Genomic DNA, 18786 nt, shown 5'->3' with positions numbered 1-18786 from the left:
TGCCTTAAAAATACTGCATGACTTGTTAAAGCGCGATATGCTTAGCTCATACAAAGAGTTAGTGTTTCGTACTAATTCAAATGATGTGTTAAGAAACGAGTGTTATGACAGCTAAAGAGACGCCACCCGAAAAGAAGCCTGCTACGAAACGTCCCCGTTCGACCGCTAAAAAAAACTCCGCAAAAACCAAGAAGCCAGCAGATACAAATAAAAAAAATCCCCGAAAAATTAAACAAAAAAAGCCAGCCCTTCGAAACTTGAAAACACGGTTTATGCAGAGCCTTTGGTCGATTTTATGGAAAGGGAGTTTAACCTTAAGTTTAGTCATTTGCCTTTATGTTATCTATCTGGACTCAAAGATCACGCGTCAATTTGAGGGAAACAAATGGCAATTACCAGCGCAAGTTTATGCCCGAGCAATGCAATTTTATCCTGGCCAGTACTTGTCCATTCAAGAAGTGGTGTGGGAACTTAACCGTTTAAATTACTCTCAGGTCAATCAACTTTCATCCACTGGGCAATATGTTGTTTCGGCTAATAAAGTACAAATTTACCGTAGAGCGTTTGAATTTTTTGATGGCCCAGAAACGCAACGAGTCTTTGAGTTATCATTTGGTGGTAAAAAGCTTCGAGTTATTAAGGATGACAGACAGCGTGATTTATCCCATGCGCGGCTTGAACCTGTTCAAATTGCTCGTTTAAGTAATGCAACCGGTCAAGATCGTGAATTTGTCCCATTAGCGCGTATTCCAAATATGCTCAAAGAAGCGCTGCTTGTTGTTGAAGACCAAGATTTTTATCACCATCACGGTGTCTCTCCGTGGTCAATCTTAAGGGCACTCTATTCGAATATTCTAGCTGGTCGAACTGTGCAAGGCGGCAGTACACTTACCCAACAGCTTGCGAAAAACTTTTATTTGAGTCGAGAGCGCTCTTATATACGTAAGTTTAATGAAGCGTTAATCGCTCTTATTTTGGATTATCGCTATAGCAAAGATCAAATATTGGAAGCGTATTTAAACGAAGTTTACCTTGGTCAAGCTTATAACCAAGGAGTGCATGGTATTGAGTTAGCTAGTGATTTTTACTTTGCCAAGCCTGCAAATGAATTGGAATATCATCAAATCGCTCTGCTAGTGGGGATGATTAAAGGACCGTCTTTTTATAACCCACGTCGTTATCCTGAGCGAGCCATGTCACGCCGTGATTTAGTTTTAAGGTTGATGGCTGAAAATCAATTAATCAGCCCGCGAGAACTACAATTAGCGCTCAATCGCCCGTTAGGGATTGAAGATATGGGAAAAAGTGCCAAAGTCGCACATCCAGGCTTTTTAGATTTAGTGAGTCGGGAGCTAAATGAGTTACTGGAATCAAAAGACACACTTGATGCGGGGGTGCGTGTGTTTACTTATTTTGATTTACAAAAACAAACAGCCATGGAAGACGCGATATCTCAAGGGCTTCCGATACTTGAACGTCATAAAAAAGCGGATCAACTTCAGGCAGCAATGGTGTCTGTGAATATTCAATCAGGTGGTGTCAGTGCTTTAGTTGGCGGGCGAGATACTCGGTTGTCGGGTTTTAATCGTGTTTTAGATTCGCAGCGCAATATTGGTTCATTAGTTAAGCCAGCAGTCTATTTAACAGGCTTATCTTCTACTGACTATCACTTAGGAACTTTGCTTGAGGATCAGCCTATCTCGATGGTCGATGATCAAGGTAATCGCTGGAAACCCGAGAACTTTGATCATAAGTTTCGCGGAGCTATGCCTTTATATCAAGCTTTTAGTCAAAGTGTGAACTTACCTGCTGTGCGACTCGGTTTAGATGTGGGTATCGAGAATGTTGCGCGCACAGTCGAGCAACTGGGTATCGAGGGGGCCATTAATCCGTATCCTTCTTTATTATTGGGTGCATTGGAGTTGTCTAGTTTTGAGGTTGCACAAATGTACACCACATTAGCGCAAGATGGTCGCTATCAGAAGTTAACAGCTATAGCGGCGATTACAGATGCAGTGGGAGCGGTAATTTATCATCACCGACCGCGCAAAGAGTCACGCTTTAAAGACGATGCGATTTATTTAACAAAATATGCAATGAAAAAAGTCACTTATGAAGGAACGGCTAAAAAGCTCAAACAGCATTTTCAGACCATTCAGTTTGCAGGTAAAACAGGGACCAGCAATGACTTACGTGACAGCTGGTATGCGGGCTTTGATCACAACACCGTCACGGTGGCGTGGTTGGGGCGAGATGACAATAAATCGACAGGGTTAACTGGAGGCCAAGGTGCATTGGAGTTGTACATTCGGTATCTAAAACAACTCAACCCTGAATCGATAGCGGATACTCGGCCTGCGAATATAAAATGGGCGTTTGTGTCTGAACAGACTGGGCGCCAAGCACCACCGGGGTGTGGGACTGTGATTAAACTGCCGGTGCGAGCTTCTGAGTTCCAGCAACAGCCAGCGTGTCATTAATTGCGGTTAAACACAAAAAAACCAAGCTCTCAGGCTTGGTTTTTTGTGTATCAATCTGACGATTAAAGCTTTGCAAATACGCGCTTAGCCGCTGCAATAGTTTGCTCGATTTCTTCATCACCATGCATGGTACTGACAAATCCCGCTTCAAAGGCCGATGGCGCTAAGTAGACCCCTTCTTCAAGCATTAAGTGGAAGAAACGCTTGAAACGCTCAATATCACACTCAGTGGCTTGTTGATAGCTGGTTACTTTTTCTGCCTCAGTAAAAAAGAAGCCATACATGCCGCCAGCGTAATTTGTGGTTAGAGCAATACCGGCTTCTTTTGCTGCTTGTTCGAATCCTTCACATAAGCGTTTGCTTTTCGCTTCTAGCTCATCATGCAGACCTGGAGTGGCCAACAACTCTAATGCAGCGAGACCTGCCGCCATTGCAATTGGGTTGCCAGATAAAGTACCTGCTTGATAGACAGGCCCGACAGGGGCGATGAAATCCATGATCTCTTTTTTGCCGCCAAATGCACCCACAGGCATGCCACCGCCTATTACTTTTCCTAAACAAGTCAAATCAGGGGTGATGTTGTAGTATTGCTGTGCGCCGCCTAATGCAACACGAAACCCAGTCATGACCTCATCGAAAATAAGCACTGATTTGTATTGATCACAGACCGAGCGTAAGCCTTCTAGAAAGCCTTTAACGGGCGGAATACAGTTCATGTTTCCGGCTACAGGCTCGACGATTACACACGCAATTTCATTCGCGTATTTAGCAAAGATAGCTTTTACTTCATCGAGATTATTAAATGATACAGTTAAAGTGTGCTGAGCAAAATCGGCTGGGATCCCCGGAGAGTTTGGCACACCCATAGTCAGAGCACCAGAGCCTGCCTTTACAAGCAGAGAGTCTGCATGACCATGGTAACAGCCTTCAAACTTTAAAATTTTATCACGACCAGTGAAGCCACGGGCAAGGCGGATAGCACTCATGGTTGCTTCTGTGCCAGAGCTCACCATACGTACTTTTTCGATCGATGGCACCAAGGCTTTTACTTTTTCAGCCATGAGAATTTCTGTTTCAGTTGGCGCGCCGTAGCTTAATCCATTTTCAACGGCTGTAAGCACTGCTTGTTTAATCGCAGGGTGGTTGTGGCCCATAATCATCGGGCCCCATGAACCAACATAATCAATGTATTGGTTGCCATCAGCGTCAAACGTGTACGCACCTTGTGCTTTGGTGATGAAAAGAGGGGTTCCACCTACACCATTAAAGGCACGCACTGGTGAATTGACACCACCTGGAATCGAATCGAGCGCGCGTTGAAATAGGTCTTGACTGATAGTCATGTATTTATCCTTTTCTTTGATTAGCTATCACGTTTACGGCTAAACCAAGGGACTTCGACTTCGTGTTTTTCAACAAGGTTATCGACACCTAAGGTTAGAGCAAATAATGCCATACGAATTAACACACCATTTTGGACTTGGCGGAAAATAGCTAAGTTATCATTTTGATTAAGATCGTTATCAAGTTCATTGGCTTCTCCACGACTGTCGCGTGGTAGAGGGTGCATTAATACAGAACTTGGCTTGCAGTGCGCTTCATAAATCGCTTGGCTAATACGAAACCCACCGCGGTATTTGTTTGCTTCTTCTTGAGAAGGAAAGCGCTCTTCTTGAATTCGTGTTTGATAGACGATATCGGCAGCTAAATTACCTTCCATTTGACTGACTAATTGAATTTGGTGTCCGGCATTTGTGACTGAATCTAAAATATAATCAGGCATTTGTAAGCCATCTGGTGCAACCATCGAAAATTTAACGTTTTTGTAATGACACAACAACTTAGAAAGTGAGTGGACAGTGCGGCCATATTTTAGATCACCGACTAATGCGATGTGCATACCGTCAATATTGCGGTCAAAGCGGGCTAATTCTTTTTCAATGGTTAATAAATCAAGCAGCGCTTGAGTTGGGTGTTCATTGGGTCCATCACCGCCATTGATTACAGGCACATCAGAGCCAGTTGCAAAATCTGACACAGAACCAGCATCTGGGTGGCGCATCGCGACGGCATCAGCATATGCTGAAATGACGCGTGCAGTATCATACAGAGACTCACCTTTTGCTAACGCTGAGCTTTGCATACCTGTGGTTTCGCGGACAAGGCCACCGAGCAAGTTAAATGCTGTGCCGAAACTGACGCGAGTACGAGTACTTGGTTCAAAGAATAGATTAGCTAAAATCGCACCTTCGAGCACTTTGGTACGCTTTCGTTTTTTAGCATACGGCTCCATTTTTTTAGCAACAGCAAAAATAGTGTCAATACTATCTCTATTTAATTGATTTACCGAAAGAATATTTTCGCCTTGAAAGTTCAACATATGGCTAATCCTAAAGAACAAAGTTACGGGGAATTTTCGCGCGTAACTATATCAAATTCACGCGCGACTGTAGTGTTTAATTTTATCAGAATGCTTAATTTATAGTGCTGGTTTGAGAATGGCTAAAAAGATGATAGCTAATAAAATAAGCACGGGTGCTTCGTTAAAAATACGATAAAACTTATCGCTGCGTGTATTACGGTCATGTTTAAAGTCGGCTAATAGTTTAAAGCAGTAGCCATGGTAGAGATACAGTGCAATGACAAACACCAGTTTATAATGCAACCACAAGCTGTGGCGAAACCATTCACGGCCATATTCAGCAATCATCAACACTCCAAAAACGAGAGTGAGCAGCGCAAATGGGGTGACAAAATAGAGTAGTTTTCGTTCCATGGTTTTGAGCATGTCATGGCAAGGTTTTTCGTTACTCATCGCATGGTAGACAAATAAGCGCGGCAAATAAAAAATACCGGCAAACCAAGCGACCATAAAAAAAATGTGCAAGCTTTTATATATTAATAATGCGGTCATATCGTGCAGCAACCCTAAAGTAAACTATTGCGTATCGTGAGTATGTGGCGAATATGATCCCATCGGATCAGGCCCATAATTTGTTTATTATCCAGTTTGTTATAAACATAGACTGCGCCACTGCGCTTATCGTTGAGCACGGTAAACACCTCAGCTAAAGTCGATTGACTGCTGACGCCTTCAAGTGGGACGTATAAAATCGAGACTGTTTCTTCAGCTGTCAGTGATAAATCATATTCGGCAAGGCGATAGCCGTGCTCTTCATCAAAGACGATGAGTGGAGTTTGGGCATCGACCGCGTTGAGTGTATCGGCAATCTGTTGTTTATCATCGCTATAAAGCAGTTTAAAGTCTTCATCCATTTCATCGAGCACGCCCACTTTTTGTAATGCTTCCACCGCAGGAGATACTTGGTATGCGAGCCCTTGAAATTCGAGCTGTTGCAAGAAAATAGAACGATTACCAAATAGTTGCAGCGCAGTAACATACGCAGACACTATCACCACAATTGCTGGCACAATAATGGTTGGGCTGGAGGTTAATTCCATCACTGCAACTAAGGCCGCTAACGGAGCATGCAAGGTGGCGGCAAGTAAGCCTGCCATACCGAGGACCGCGTAGGTACCAACGACTTCGACATCTGGGCTGATATAATGACCAAAAAAAGACATCATAGAACCAATTACAACGCCTAAGCCAATTACTGGGCCAATAATTCCGCCGGGAATGCCCAGACCTAAAGCAAAGAGGGTCGCGAGGAGTTTAGCGACAAAAATAGTGGTTAGTAACTGAATGTCTTCTGGGGATGAAACTGAAATGGCTATCGCACTTAACCCTGGCCCCATGGCTTGAGGAACAAGGTAACCAATCATACCTGTGATAATGCCTGCCAATATTAAACGTGGAAACATATTTACTTTGCTGAAAGTGCGCATAATCAACATTAAATTTTGATTAAAACTGAACGCCAATGCACCCAGTACCACGCCACATAAAACTAAATAGGGAATATGCCAACCACTTAATGGAATGACATGGATCATTGAGAGTTCCGTATCGGTACCAAAGACAAATTGTGTAGTCAGCGCGCCGGTCACCGCTGCGAGCATTATGGGCACAAAAATGTGCACTTTGTATTCCCGAAGGACCACTTCCATTACAAAAATAACAGCAGCTAACGGAGTGTTGAAAGAGGCGGCGATACCCGCTGCCACGCCACATCCAGCCAGAGTCCGCATTGCGTTGTAAGGTAAATGCAGCCAAGTGCCTAAAATGCTGGCCCCCGTGGCTCCCATATGAACGGATGGTCCTTCTCGACCGACAGAAAAGCCACTGATTAACGCTAAAGCGCCGCCTACAAATTGATTGACAGCATTCCATATCGGCATGTTGCCGTAATGCTGTTTAATGCGGTGCAGTACAAAAGGGATCCCCAAGCGGTAATGTTTAAAGCCTGTAAAGTCAGCAAAAATGGCAATACACAGTGCCGCTAAAACAGGTAAAGCGAAACGTTCGAGAGTCGTTAATTCGGCAAAGTTATCCGCTTCATTTAAAAACATGCCTTGCACAGCAATGATAACTAGACGAAATAGTATGATGAGGATCGCAGCAATTAGCCCTGCACAGACTCCCAGCAAGCAAAGTTGTACAGATGTCTTTGGTCGAGCCAAACGACGCCTGAGGGATTCAAGCGACATTGCATAATCCTGAATATGTTCCACAATCAAGAAAGTTTAACAGATTGATTCGTTTAAGTCGTTTTATTTTCTAATAAAAACGGTGCTTTATCTAAGGTTGGTATGACGCAAATCAAGGCTTGGTCGGTGCGTTACGCGGTGGTGTTTATTTTATTTTTGAGCGTGATTATCGGTGCGGGCGGCATTACTTATATGGCTTTGTCGACTCGCCAAGATATTCAGCAAGAATATGACAAACTCAAAGAGCATCTTTTAGCTGTGAAAGTGCAATTAAAACAAAGCAAACGCAACGAGAGCATAGCGCAAGCGGCACTATCATTAGAGCAAGCATCACAACAACAAAACAAAGCTCAAATTAACCAATTGACAGATGAGTTAGTCGATTTAAGAAAAGAGTTACTTGTCTATCAAACGATTATGGCACCTGAATTAGTTAACACGGGACTATCTGTACTTAACTGGCAGCTAAGGGCCTTAGACAATCAACGATATCAATTTACTTTTTTGTTATATCAAGCTTCAACGACTAAAAAATTGAGTCAAGGACGAGTATCGTTAACTTTGCATGGTGAGGTAAACCAGCAAAGCGCTCAGCTTGATTTATTAATTTTAGCTGGTTTTCCGCACGCAGAAACAGACTTTAAATTTCATTACTTTCAGTTATTTGAAGGGGTATTCAAATTACCTGAGGGGTTTGTGGCAAAACAAGTTGAACTAGAAGCGGTTAAACCGACATTAAAATGGCAAAAATTTGAACTGTTAACGCAAACCATTCCTTGGCAACCGGTTGATTAAACTTTGTCCTTTAGATAGTGCGAGTACTTGATTAAAATACTCGGGTATTAGATAATTTCGCCATTGCCGTCTAGTGAGTAAGATAATGTCAGATCAATTACCGATTAAATTTACCGATGCTGCCGCCAACAAGGTGAAGCAATTAATTGAAGAAGAAGAAAACCCAGCACTAAAATTACGCGTGTATGTCACTGGTGGTGGCTGCTCAGGCTTTCAATATGGTTTTACCTTCGATGAGAAAGTAAACCCAGGTGATTTAGAAATTGAAAAAAGTGGTGTCACACTGGTAATTGATCCAATGAGTATTCAATATTTAGTTGACGGTGAAGTTGATTATACCGAAGGGTTAGAAGGCTCGCGCTTTTTTGTTAATAACCCTAACGCGACAGCAACCTGCGGTTGCGGTTCTTCATTTAGCGTTTAAACGAGTGAATCTAGCTAAAAACCACTGCTTGCAGTGGTTTTTTTGTGCTTACAAAAAATTGCATTTTTTCCCTTTCTATTCTCTCGAAAGTTCGTATTATTTAAGCTGTGAAAAATAAATAATAATTGAAGTTCAAAGAGTTGCTTACTCACTAATTTGCTTTTCTTTGCACTGCTCAACGTGGAGAAGCCGATGTTTACCCCGCAACGCATCAAGATGCTTTTGGATGAAAAGCCCTACCTGATTTCATTAATGATTTGTTTAGCTGTCATTATTTGGATGATGACAGGCCCATCAAACGCCGAATCTCAAGCCGAACCAAGCGATAAGTTAGTCCATAAACCAAAAGTGAAAGTAGAGCGGTTATTTGCTGAGTCGGTTTATAAATCGTTATCACTCTATGGTCGCAGTGAGCCTGATAAAATTGCGCGTGTGAGTAGTTACGAAGCGGGGCAAGTGGATCGGATATATGTTGATGAAGGTGCATTTGTTGAAAAGGGCACGGTGGTGATGTCTTTAGAAAAGGGAGATCTCCCGCAACAAATTGCATCAGCACAAGCTTTAATTAAACAAAGAGAATTTGAGTATCAAGGAGCAGTCAAACTTCAAAAGAAAGGGTTGCAAGATCAGGTGCAATTAGCTCAGGCTGAAACAATGCTAGCGCAGGCAAAAGCGACTTATGCGAGTTTAGCGCTAAGCAATGAGCGTACTCAAATCGTTGCGCCTTTTGCTGGTGTGATCAATACACGTTTAGTCCAAGAAGGGGATTATGTCGGCCGTGGTGATGCTGTGTTTGAACTTGCAGATTTAGACCCATTGGTGATCCGTGCTGATGTCACTCAGTCGGAGGTTGCAGGTTTACAACTCAAGCAACCTGTCACTGCCACTATTTTGAATCAGCAAAGCTATCAAGGGGCAATACGTTATATCGCATCAGTTGCTGACTCACATACCAACACATTTAGAATTGAGGCTGCGTTTGCTAATCCGAATATGAAGTTTAGGGCGGGCTTCTCGGCTCAATTAGATATTAATGCAGATTCAGTTACGGCTATTAAATTGAGTCCTGCCTTTATGGCACTAGATCCTCAAGGAAATATTGGTGTTAAAAGTATTGATGCGGACAATCGAGTGGTTTTCTCGCCTATCAATATTGTCAAATCGACGGTCGATGGTGTGTGGATGACTGGATTAGGGGAGCAGGCCAATATTATTACTCTTGGTCAAGGTTTTGTGAGAATAGGCGATGTTGTTGAGCCTATTTATGCACAGGACGAGGAGTAAATATGGGCCATCTCATTGATGCTGCATTGCACCATACTCGCACCGGGTTATCTATTTTTGCATTGCTTTTGATTGCGGGCTGGGTCACGTATCAAACGATTCCAAAAGAAGCGAATCCAGATGTCACTATTCCTTTTATTTATGTCTCGATAGTCCATGATGGGATCTCTCCTGAAGATGCTGAACGTTTGCTCGTAAGGCCCATGGAGATTGAACTTCGTGCAATTGAAGGTGTAAAAGAGATGACCGCAGTCGCCAGTGAAGGGCATGCATCGGTGACTCTTGAATTTATTGCAGGGATGGATCCAAAAGAGGCGCTTGCCGATGTGCGCGATAAAGTCTCGTTAGCAAAAGCAAAACTCCCTTCAGAATCAGAAGAGCCAGAAGTGCATGAAGTGCTAATGGAAGATGAACAACCTACGATTACCCTCACATTGTCAGGAATGGCCCCTGAGCGAGGGTTGCTTACGTTAGCGCGGCAACTCAAAGATGACCTCCAAGCAATTTCAAGTGTTTTAGAAGTTGAGATTGGGGGAGATCGTGAGGATATGGTTGAAATTGAAGTCGATCCATTGGCGATGGTTTCGTATGGCTTAAGTCAAAATGATATTTTTCAGTTGCTGAGTAATAATAATAGATTAATAGCAGCAGGCACTCTCGATACAGGTAAAGGCCGTTTTGCCGTTAAAATTCCTTCTGTATTTGAAACCATTCAAGATGTGATGGAGCAACCAGTTAAAGTTGTAGGTGATAAAGTTGTCCGCTTTATGGATGTGGCTGTTATTCGGCGGGCGTATAAAGATCCAAATACAATCGCACGGATTAACGGCGAACAAGCTATCTCACTCGAAGTTAAAAAGCGCACTGGTGAAAACATTATTGATACAGTCAAGCAAGTCAAAGCTGTGGTGAGCGAAACGAAAACCCGTTGGCCTGCGCACATCAAGGTTAATTATACCGGCGATATGTCTGTGGATGTCGAACAAATGCTAAATGATTTGCAAAATAATGTGCTATCGGCTGTGTTACTGGTGGTGATTGTTATTATTGCAATTTTGGGATCGCGAGCTGCATTTTTGGTTGGTGTAGCTATTCCGGGATCTTTTTTAACAGGGATTTTAGTGATTTCAGTCTTTGGTATGACCGTTAATATCGTCGTACTTTTTGCGTTAATTATGGCTGTGGGAATGTTGGTTGATGGTGCAATCGTTGTCACAGAATTTGCCGATCGTATGATGGGAGAAGGGATGCATCGTCGCCAAGCTTATGCGTTAGCAGCTAAACGAATGGCTTGGCCGATTATCGCTTCGACAGCAACAACGCTTGCTGCTTTTGCCCCTTTGATATTTTGGCCCGGAATGATGGGCGAGTTCATGAAATACCTTCCTATTACTTTAATGGCAACGCTGAGTGCATCGTTAGTTATGGCACTTATTTTTGTGCCCACACTCGGTAGTCTAATTGGTAAAGTGAGAACCCTCACGCAGGCTCAAAAGTACGAACTACTCGCAGCTGAAAAAGGTGATTTAACTCAACTTCGCGGACTGGTTGGACGTTATGTGTATGTACTTGATTCAGCGATAAAACGCCCATGGCTGGTCTTAATTGGAGCCATTGGCTTTGCTGTTTTAGTCTTTATTGGTTACGGGCAATCTAAGCTTGGTATCGAATATTTTCCGGATGTTGAACCTAATGGGGTCAACATCAAAGTGCGTTCTTTCGGTGATTTATCGATTTATGAAAAAAATACCATCATGGAGGACGTGGAATCACGAGTATTGTCTGTTGAGGGGATTAAAACGCTTTATTCGTTAACGGGAGGTAAGGATTTGGTGGGCACTTTGCGCCTGAATTTGAAAGATTGGGATGAACGGCCCCCAGCGGATGATATTATCGAGCAAGTTTTATCACTGACTAACAATATTGCAGGTGTAGAAATAGAGCTTCGAAAAGATGAAAACGGCCCGGGTGGAGGCAAAGATTTGTCGATAGAACTGAGTTCAAAGTTCCCTGATATCCTCGAGCAAGAGGCTAGGCGGATCCGGCTTGCCATTGAAGCGGACGGGGCGTTTACAAATGTAGATGACACCGGGTCAAAACCCGGTATTGAGTGGCAACTAAAGCTCAATCGTGCAGATGCGGCCAGATTTGGCGCCGATGCCGCGATGCTAGGTGCGAATGTGCAGATGATCACCAATGGTCTAAAGCTAGGTGAGTATCGCCCTGATGATGTGGATGACGAAATTGACATTCGCGTTCGGTTTCCATTTGATAAAAGAGATCTAGGTCGATTGGAAAACCTGCGAGTGAATACTCACAACGGCCAAATTCCAATTTCTCACTTCGTTTCACGTCAAGCGGTGCAAAAGGTCGACACGGTTCGTAGAGTTGATAGCCACCGTGTTGTTTCTGTTAACGCAGATATGCGGCCTAGCTATTTACTCAGTATGGCATTACCTCGTTTGCAAAATGAATTAAAAGCACAAGGCTTAGATCCTCGAGTAAAATTAAAGGTTCGAGGTGAAAACGAAGAGCAAAATGAATCGGAAGTGTTCTTGAAAAATGCATTTTTGGTCGCGCTGTTTGTAATGGGAATTATTTTAGTCACACAATTTAATAGTTTTTACCAAGCATTTTTAATCTTAAGTGCCGTCGTTTTTTCTACTGTGGGAGTCTTTTTAGGGTTACTTATTTTACAGCAACCTTTTGGCATCGTTATGTCTGGTATCGGTGTGATTGCACTGGCTGGGATTGTTGTGAATAACAATATAGTTTTGATTGATACGTACAATGTATTATGTCAGCAAGGAGTGCCTCCGCGAGAGGCGATCTTGAGAACAGGGGCCCAACGACTACGACCTGTCTTATTAACGACAGTCACCACTATTTTGGGCCTTATGCCGATGGTGTTGCAAGTTAATATCGATTTATTTAATCGCCAGATTGATATAGGTGCACCTTCGACGCAGTGGTGGGTGCAACTATCAACGGCTGTCGCGGGTGGGTTGGCATTTGCTACTGTACTAACATTGATTTTAACCCCATGCTTACTCGCATTACGCATTAGCGCAAAAGAAAGGAAATAGGTGTTTTCGGGCGATGAATGTGGGGGGAAAGCCATTCATCGCCTTGTAAATAGTCTTAGTTTTTGGTTATTGAGTGAGGTGGATCATCAATGAAAAGAACCCGAGTAGAAAAGCGCTGAATGCCAGAATATAAAAAAATCCTTTTTTCCCTTCTTTCACCGTTACATTATTTGCCTTTAAGAAAAAATACCAAGCAAGGCACAAAATTATGGGTAATAAAAACATTAAACGGAGCATACAATCCAAGTCCCTGTATAAAGAGAATGCTGATAACTAAATTCGAGTATATCAGTTGTTTAGCAATGTTCTTGATTGCGTTACAGCTAGATAATAAACACGCTAAATCGCATTATAGCTCAATTAAACGATCGAATATTTATTTAGTTTTGTTATAAATAGATAAACTATCTGTGATAAACAGTCTTAAAAAAGTCACAAAAATAGTATGGTTTCTATGTTAGTATCGCTTGAAGCGAATTCCCTTAAATACATACTTGGTAGAAACATACGGGAATCATGCCGCTATATATTCGCATTTTGCAAATAAATAGCAAATGAGATGTTAATTAGAACCTAAATTAGGTAAAGATTAAAAAAACGGCTATACCTAATATTGGGCTTATGGTTAAATAGTCAGAATTTGCTAAATGCAGCGTTAATAATGCACGTTTAGCTGAACTTTAAATGGGAAGGGGCATTCTCATTTAATTTTTATTAGTAACATTCATCTAGTAGGAGATGTATATGATGGGTAAAACTGTCTCGTCTGAAGAAAACGGACGTTTAACAAAATGGTTAAAAGACAAACGTCAAGAAAAAGGCCATACAATGCGTAGCTTAGCTCAAATCCTAGGCACACCGCATTCATTCATTGGTAAAATTGAAAACCAAGAGCGTCGTTTAGACGTTGTTGAATTCATGCGTTATTGTCATGCGCTTGAAGTCGATCCAATTGAAGGTTTAGCGCTGCTTAAAGGCGAATAAGTTTTAAACAGGGATAAACCTAGCAAGGACGCAGTTATTTTTCAGTTGTCGCATTACTATTTGCGTGGAAGTTATTTTCTAATTGGTAGAGTTTATCTCTAATTAGCCACAAAAAGAGCAATGATGGTAGAACCATCAGTGCTGTTAGGGCAAAAAAGAGCGCCCAGTTTCCATGTAACCAATCATCGATCACCACGCCACTGTAACTTGACAGCATTGTACGTCCTAAATTCCCTAAGGATGCTAATAACGCATAATGTGTAGCAGTAAATGCACGATCACAGAGCATTGAAATAAATGCCACCATCGCCACTAAAGACCAAGCTTGCGTAAAGCCGTCGACGACTATTGCAATGGCATATAAATGCTCTTTAGGCCCTTGAATGGCGATATAAGAAAACATTAGATTAGATGCCGCCATGGCAATGCCACTTATCATCAGACCTTTTACAATGCCATATTTATGATTGAAAATACTGCCAAAGAATGCAAAAACAATCGTTATCAAGCCAGTTCCTAGTTTGGAGTAATTCGCAATCTGAGTATTGCTAAAGCCAATCTCTTTATAAAACACTATCGACATACGTGCTAAAAAGGCTTCACCAATTTTAAACAAAAAGATAAACGCCAACAAAGCAAGGGCTGACTTGACGCCATTTTTTCTGAAAAAGGATTTAAAGGGCTCAATTAAGGTGACCATCAGCCAGGCGACCGGTTTTTGTAGCGCAGCTATTTTATGCTGAGATTGAGTCAACGCTAATTGGTAATTTCGCTCCAGCTCAGCCTGAATTATATCGCGGTTTGTTTTTGGCTCCTGAGCCCAGAATAGACTGAGACATAGCACGGCCATTAATCCGGCTAAAATAAAATAAACATGAGGCCATTGCCAGTGAGGTATATCGGCTACGTAAAAAGGGATCGCTCCGAGTAGTGCATAGCCAGACCACCAACCAGAGGTTGCCATAGCGGCAGCCGCGGTTGTTTTGTAGCTTTCATGCTCGGCTAGTGAGTCAATTCGAAAAGCATCTATTGAGATATCTTGGGTTGCAGAAGCCAGGGCGATAATAAAACAAAGTAGGGCAACAGTGGCGAGTTGCTCTTTGATATCGACTAACCCTAAGCTACATGTGGCAATGATGATGATAAGCTGACAGACAAAAATCCAGCTTCGACGTTGCCCGAGCCAATTATAAAGTAGCGGCAGTTTAATACGGTCAATCAAAGGGGACCATAAAAAGTTTATACTGTAGACACCAAATACTAAACCAAACAAGCCGATAGTGCTGCGGCTGAGCCCCTCATCTTTTAGCCAAGCTGACATGACTGAGCCAATCAACACCCAAGGAAAACCACTTGCCATGCCAAAAATAAAGATATTAATGAGGCGTTTATCTTTGAAGTAAGAGAAATATTCTTTGAGCGATAATGAGCTGTTCATGGCGAGTCTTATTATTGTTAGTGCTCAGGGCTCTTTGGGTATAAAGCCCTCGCAAGGTTATAGTGGGTCGAGTACTTTAATATCAAGAATCGTAATAGAGTGGACCGGAATAAACGAGTAACCTATTTTTTCGTTATAGTCGGTTTCGACCGCCATGATTTTATCCAGCGTATCATAACCTTCCATCACGGTGGCAAAGACAGCAAACCCCCAGTCTTTGCCAGGGTTGAGGTGATCATTGTCGTCCATATTAAAGAAAAACTGACGTGTCCCAGAATGTGGTTTGCTATCTTGATAAGCCATGGCAACTGAGTACATATCGTTTTTTAAGCCATTACCACTTTCATTAAAGATCGGATCGTTTTCGCTCACAGCTTCGTATTTAGAGTCGTAACCGCCGCCTTGAATAACAAAGTCTTTGTCATTTAGTTCATCACGTTCTACGCGATGGAAAATGGTACCTTTGTAGCTACCATCCATTACATAGGTTAAAAAGTTATTAACGGTAATCGGTGCCTTGCTCCGATCTAGCTCCAGTAAAATTTCACCAAGGTTGGTGCTGATTTTGACCCGTGGAAACAAATTATTTTTTTGAACAAAACGACCTTCAATTGCAGCTAAGCACGAAAAAGAGCTAAAGATAAAAATAAATATAACGAATAAACGAAAAAACATAGCGCTTAACCTTGTAAAAATTGTTTTAACTCTTGGTCAGTTACCATACGTGAGATGAGCTGCTCTAACAAGGTATTCAAATCGCTTTCAATTTTCGCTTTGTCATGAATGAGTGGGCCTTCACTTTGTTGGTTACCATTGTAATATTTTGCAAAACGTCGGTTACCTTGGTTAATGATTAATTCGAGTTCAATCACAGATTCACTGCGATATTTGAGGGTTTCTTGTTTAACAATGGCTTCTAATTGATGGATTTTTAATTCAAGCTGATTATTTGATTGGGTTTCACCATTTGCACCATGGCGTTTTAGTGCGCTGATGAATGTTTTTTGTAGACTTTGGCTCAAATTATTACTTGGAACCGTGATTGTTCCGTCTTTTTTGATCACTTTTAAAGCGCTGTTATTCGACCGAACATCACGAACTGTGACGTCAAACTGCGTCCCTATCAATTGACTACCAGAGGCAGTGTAATTTGGCTGAATTATAATATTAGAGGGGGCGCTTTGGCACGCTGTTAACGCTAGTAAACTAACACTTAAAACTATTTTTTTCATGACTAACCTTTTTAAAAAACCAAATGAGCTTTGAGTATGTGGTTCGACGACTTAGTATCATTCTGATTTATGAAGATGCGCTGAACAACCTGATGCTTAACGTTTCTTTGCACTTAATACAACAAATTTTTTATTAGAACCCAGCAACTTACAGTTACCAAACAAATACTTGAGCTGTTCATGGTAATCAAGATGGCGGTTTCCGACAATTCTTAGTTCGCCACCTGAGCGCAATACTCTATGGCTATCTTGAAACATTTGTCGGGCGATATGGTCGGTGACCGCTTGTAACTGGTGAAATGGTGGATTACACAATACGATATCTTGGCTTACATCTTCTAGGTCGGTGAGGCAATCACCTTGAATAAAAGAGCAATTGTTGACTTGCTCGGCGCAGTTATGTTCAATATTGAGTTGAGCTGAACTAATGGCCATGAAAGATTCATCAACAAAGGTGAGGTGAGCTTGTGGTGCCTGCTGAAGTGTTTGTAATCCAATGACACCATTACCACAGCCTAAATCAACAATATTAAGGGGCTTGTTACCTTGGGGTAAGTAATTAGCAAAAAAACGTGCGCCAATATCAAGAGATTCTCTTGAGAAAACATTGGCATGATTAAAAATTAGAGCGTTGGTTTTTTCTAGGGGCCAAGAAATCGGATAGGGACTTTGTTGCGCTGTTTGCTTAAGGGTGCTAATCACTAACCGAGATTTTTTGACTGCTAAGCTGGTATGAGTTGGCCCGATGTACTTCTCAAAGTTAGCAGAGGTCGAGTTATGCACATCTTTCGTTTTTCCGCCAGCAATAACAGGGGTATCTGTAGGAATAAATTGACTGAGCGTGGCGAGTTGATGGCTTAAATAACCAAGATTTTTTGGAAGCTTGATCAGCACAAGATCATAATGCTGATTGGGTGTAGCTAAGCTATCAAAAAAAGTCACCGCATCAGAATTTAAATTGTTTTGAATTAAATTATGGACAGTCGCTTGCTGTGCAATATAAGAGTCTGTGATAGCGTTGCACTTTTTTCCTATTCCGGCAAAAAAGCAGGCAAGAGCCCCAAAACTATCGTTTAGCAATAAAATATTTTGGCTGTCAGCGTGATGTTCATTCACGTAATCGATTAAATACTCATCGGCAGCATCCCACGCTTGAAGACTTCTATTTTTTTGATCTAATGGAAAACGCTCGAGAATAAAACTTTTTGTGCCTAAGGTTGCTTGTGTCATTATCTTCTTTATGGAGTATTCGCCCTGAATAAGAGTGATTTTAACATGCCTTTGTCCAACACCAAGATCAAATCCTTGCCTAATGAATTTAATTATCATCAAAAGACCTTGAGTGCTCAGAAATCATTGGCGCTATATCAATATTTGATTGGCCATTGCCAATGGCAACAGCCTAAGTTAAATATGTTTGGACGAGCGGTTCCCATTCCTAGGTTGCAATGTTATTTTGGTGATTTGGACGCAGCTTATCAATATTCTGGTTTGCAGATGAAGCCTGAGCCCTGGCCAGATGCTTTATTGGGGCTAAAAGCGCGTCTTAGTGCTTTGTGCCAGACGCCTTTTAATGCTGTATTAATAAACTGGTATCGAAATGGACACGATAGCATGGGCTGGCATAGCGATGATGAGCCTGAGTTGGGTATGAACCCAACTATCGCGTCTTTATCATTAGGGGAAACTCGTCTGTTTAAAATTCGCAATAAAATGACAAAACAGGTGATTAATTTGCCGCTGCTAGATGGAGATTGCTTAATTATGATGGGAAGGGCCCAACAGGAGTATCAACACAGTTTACCCAAACAAAGCAAAGTGCAATCAGGTCGAATCAATCTTACTTTTCGTTATGTGAGGTCTTAAGGCTTGTATTGAAATAGGCTGTTTTTAAGGTGGTATGTTGTTTGGTTTAGGTAGTTAAAATATAAACTAATTATTTAAAAATCGATTTTTAGCTATAGCTTGGGGGCTTTTTACAATAAAATAATCTTTGTTTTACGGACAAAGGCTTGCCTTGTTAAGTGAAAATATTCACGTCAAAAGACACTTTTTTTACGCTACAGTAGGTCTACGAATTTAAAAGGGTTAAGCCAATGCAAATGCAGATTCAAATCGAAGAAAAGTTGATGGCACAATTTAATTGTCAGCATTTAGAGGTTATCAACGAAAGTCACATGCACAGTGCAGGATTAGAGTCTCACTTTAAGGTTATTATCGTGACAGAAGATTTTGCCAATCAACGGTTGTTGCAACGTCATCGAGCGGTGAATGCTGTCTTGGCCGATGAACTGGCTAAGCACATCCATGCTTTAGCACTTCATACATACACTCCGCATGAGTGGACTGATTTATATCAACAAGCACCATTATCACCAAATTGTTTAGGTGGCTCTAAAAAAGTAAGTGCACACTTATAAGATTGCAAAATCTGATCTCGTCTGATTTGTAT

At 41.8% G+C, this 18786-nt stretch carries 16 protein-coding genes; 8 read left to right on the top strand and 8 right to left on the bottom strand.

The genetic code is table 11. The features are described 5' to 3' along the window. Nucleotides 1-104 precede the first annotated feature (104 nt). On the top strand, nt 105-2480 hold the full coding sequence (gene mrcB / locus AC3KVK_RS12695; RefSeq protein WP_490311536.1) for a penicillin-binding protein 1B: 2376 nt from the start codon (nt 105-107) through the stop codon (nt 2478-2480). A gap of 62 nt (nt 2481-2542) precedes the next feature. On the opposite strand, the gene hemL is transcribed toward mrcB, so the two are convergent. From hemL to AC3KVK_RS12675, 4 genes are all read right to left on the bottom strand, one after another. Beyond that, the gene (hemL, locus tag AC3KVK_RS12690) at nt 2543-3823 is read right to left on the bottom strand and encodes a glutamate-1-semialdehyde 2,1-aminomutase (RefSeq protein ID WP_490311535.1); all 1281 of its coding nucleotides are present in this window, start codon (nt 3821-3823) and stop codon (nt 2543-2545) included. Nucleotides 3824-3843: 20 nt separating this feature from the next. Next, nucleotides 3844-4860: an aspartate carbamoyltransferase gene (locus AC3KVK_RS12685; protein ID WP_490311534.1), complete on the bottom strand. Its 1017-nt coding sequence runs from the start codon at nt 4858-4860 to the stop codon at nt 3844-3846. A 99-nt stretch (nt 4861-4959) separates the two neighbouring features. After that, nucleotides 4960-5394, bottom strand: coding sequence for a CopD family protein (locus tag AC3KVK_RS12680; protein WP_490311533.1), 435 nt, complete (start codon nt 5392-5394; stop codon nt 4960-4962). 14 nt (nt 5395-5408) lie between these two features. Next, nucleotides 5409-7091, bottom strand: coding sequence for a chloride channel protein (locus AC3KVK_RS12675; protein ID WP_490311532.1), 1683 nt, complete (start codon nt 7089-7091; stop codon nt 5409-5411). A gap of 102 nt (nt 7092-7193) precedes the next feature. Between AC3KVK_RS12675 and AC3KVK_RS12670 the strand changes: the two genes are divergently transcribed. The 5 genes from AC3KVK_RS12670 to AC3KVK_RS12650 all read left to right on the top strand — a co-directional run bounded on the left by AC3KVK_RS12670 (nt 7194) and on the right by AC3KVK_RS12650 (nt 13664). Next, nucleotides 7194-7886, top strand: coding sequence for a DUF6776 family protein (locus AC3KVK_RS12670; RefSeq protein ID WP_490311531.1), 693 nt, complete (start codon nt 7194-7196; stop codon nt 7884-7886). Between the two features lie 85 nt (nt 7887-7971). Beyond that, a complete protein-coding gene (erpA, locus tag AC3KVK_RS12665; protein ID WP_086742541.1) occupies nt 7972-8310 on the top strand; it encodes an iron-sulfur cluster insertion protein ErpA in 339 nt (112 codons plus the stop codon). Nucleotides 8311-8502: 192 nt separating this feature from the next. Further along, complete coding sequence (locus tag AC3KVK_RS12660) at nt 8503-9594, top strand: efflux RND transporter periplasmic adaptor subunit (protein ID WP_490311530.1); 1092 nt, start codon at nt 8503-8505, stop codon at nt 9592-9594. A gap of 2 nt (nt 9595-9596) precedes the next feature. Beyond that, entirely contained in the window at nt 9597-12680 is a 3084-nt protein-coding gene (locus tag AC3KVK_RS12655; protein ID WP_490311529.1) for an efflux RND transporter permease subunit, read from the top strand. A gap of 744 nt (nt 12681-13424) precedes the next feature. Continuing rightward, complete coding sequence (locus tag AC3KVK_RS12650; protein WP_086742544.1) at nt 13425-13664, top strand: helix-turn-helix domain-containing protein; 240 nt, start codon at nt 13425-13427, stop codon at nt 13662-13664. Between the two features lie 34 nt (nt 13665-13698). Here AC3KVK_RS12650 and AC3KVK_RS12645 read toward each other — a convergent pair whose 3' ends face one another. From AC3KVK_RS12645 to AC3KVK_RS12630, 4 genes are all read right to left on the bottom strand, one after another. After that, entirely contained in the window at nt 13699-15102 is a 1404-nt protein-coding gene (locus AC3KVK_RS12645; RefSeq protein WP_490311528.1) for an AmpG family muropeptide MFS transporter, read from the bottom strand. A 57-nt stretch (nt 15103-15159) separates the two neighbouring features. Then, a complete protein-coding gene (locus tag AC3KVK_RS12640) occupies nt 15160-15777 on the bottom strand; it encodes a peptidylprolyl isomerase (RefSeq protein WP_490311527.1) in 618 nt (205 codons plus the stop codon). Between the two features lie 5 nt (nt 15778-15782). Next, nucleotides 15783-16334: a YajG family lipoprotein gene (locus tag AC3KVK_RS12635; protein ID WP_490311526.1), complete on the bottom strand. Its 552-nt coding sequence runs from the start codon at nt 16332-16334 to the stop codon at nt 15783-15785. 96 nt (nt 16335-16430) lie between these two features. Beyond that, on the bottom strand, nt 16431-17567 hold the full coding sequence (locus AC3KVK_RS12630) for a methyltransferase (protein WP_490311669.1): 1137 nt from the start codon (nt 17565-17567) through the stop codon (nt 16431-16433). Nucleotides 17568-17609: 42 nt separating this feature from the next. Between AC3KVK_RS12630 and AC3KVK_RS12625 the strand changes: the two genes are divergently transcribed. Continuing rightward, nucleotides 17610-18200 (top strand): alpha-ketoglutarate-dependent dioxygenase AlkB family protein, encoded by a 591-nt coding sequence (locus AC3KVK_RS12625; RefSeq protein ID WP_490311525.1) that lies wholly within the window; start codon nt 17610-17612, stop codon nt 18198-18200. 230 nt (nt 18201-18430) lie between these two features. After that, on the top strand, nt 18431-18754 hold the full coding sequence (locus AC3KVK_RS12620; RefSeq protein WP_490311524.1) for a BolA/IbaG family iron-sulfur metabolism protein: 324 nt from the start codon (nt 18431-18433) through the stop codon (nt 18752-18754). Nucleotides 18755-18786 lie beyond the last annotated feature (32 nt).

The sequence above is a fragment of the Pseudoalteromonas sp. J2K-J979 genome, assembly GCF_058169715.2.
The sequence above is the reverse complement of the archived record's forward strand: the minus strand, read 5'-3'. Positions and strand labels throughout refer to the sequence as shown.

Bases quoted from the DNA above. Each gene is read 5' to 3' on its own strand.
- mrcB (WP_490311536.1), top strand. From the start codon at position 105: ATGACAGCTAAAGAGACGCCACCCGAAAAGAAGCCTGCTACGAAACGT.
- hemL (WP_490311535.1), bottom strand. From the start codon at position 3,823: ATGACTATCAGTCAAGACCTATTTCAACGCGCGCTCGATTCGATTCCA.
- AC3KVK_RS12685 (WP_490311534.1), bottom strand. From the start codon at position 4,860: ATGTTGAACTTTCAAGGCGAAAATATTCTTTCGGTAAATCAATTAAAT.
- AC3KVK_RS12680 (WP_490311533.1), bottom strand. From the start codon at position 5,394: ATGACCGCATTATTAATATATAAAAGCTTGCACATTTTTTTTATGGTC.
- AC3KVK_RS12675 (WP_490311532.1), bottom strand. From the start codon at position 7,091: ATGTCGCTTGAATCCCTCAGGCGTCGTTTGGCTCGACCAAAGACATCT.
- AC3KVK_RS12670 (WP_490311531.1), top strand. From the start codon at position 7,194: ATGACGCAAATCAAGGCTTGGTCGGTGCGTTACGCGGTGGTGTTTATT.
- erpA (WP_086742541.1), top strand. From the start codon at position 7,972: ATGTCAGATCAATTACCGATTAAATTTACCGATGCTGCCGCCAACAAG.
- AC3KVK_RS12660 (WP_490311530.1), top strand. From the start codon at position 8,503: ATGTTTACCCCGCAACGCATCAAGATGCTTTTGGATGAAAAGCCCTAC.
- AC3KVK_RS12655 (WP_490311529.1), top strand. From the start codon at position 9,597: ATGGGCCATCTCATTGATGCTGCATTGCACCATACTCGCACCGGGTTA.
- AC3KVK_RS12650 (WP_086742544.1), top strand. From the start codon at position 13,425: ATGATGGGTAAAACTGTCTCGTCTGAAGAAAACGGACGTTTAACAAAA.
- AC3KVK_RS12645 (WP_490311528.1), bottom strand. From the start codon at position 15,102: ATGAACAGCTCATTATCGCTCAAAGAATATTTCTCTTACTTCAAAGAT.
- AC3KVK_RS12640 (WP_490311527.1), bottom strand. From the start codon at position 15,777: ATGTTTTTTCGTTTATTCGTTATATTTATTTTTATCTTTAGCTCTTTT.
- AC3KVK_RS12635 (WP_490311526.1), bottom strand. From the start codon at position 16,334: ATGAAAAAAATAGTTTTAAGTGTTAGTTTACTAGCGTTAACAGCGTGC.
- AC3KVK_RS12625 (WP_490311525.1), top strand. From the start codon at position 17,610: ATGCCTTTGTCCAACACCAAGATCAAATCCTTGCCTAATGAATTTAAT.
- AC3KVK_RS12620 (WP_490311524.1), top strand. From the start codon at position 18,431: ATGCAAATGCAGATTCAAATCGAAGAAAAGTTGATGGCACAATTTAAT.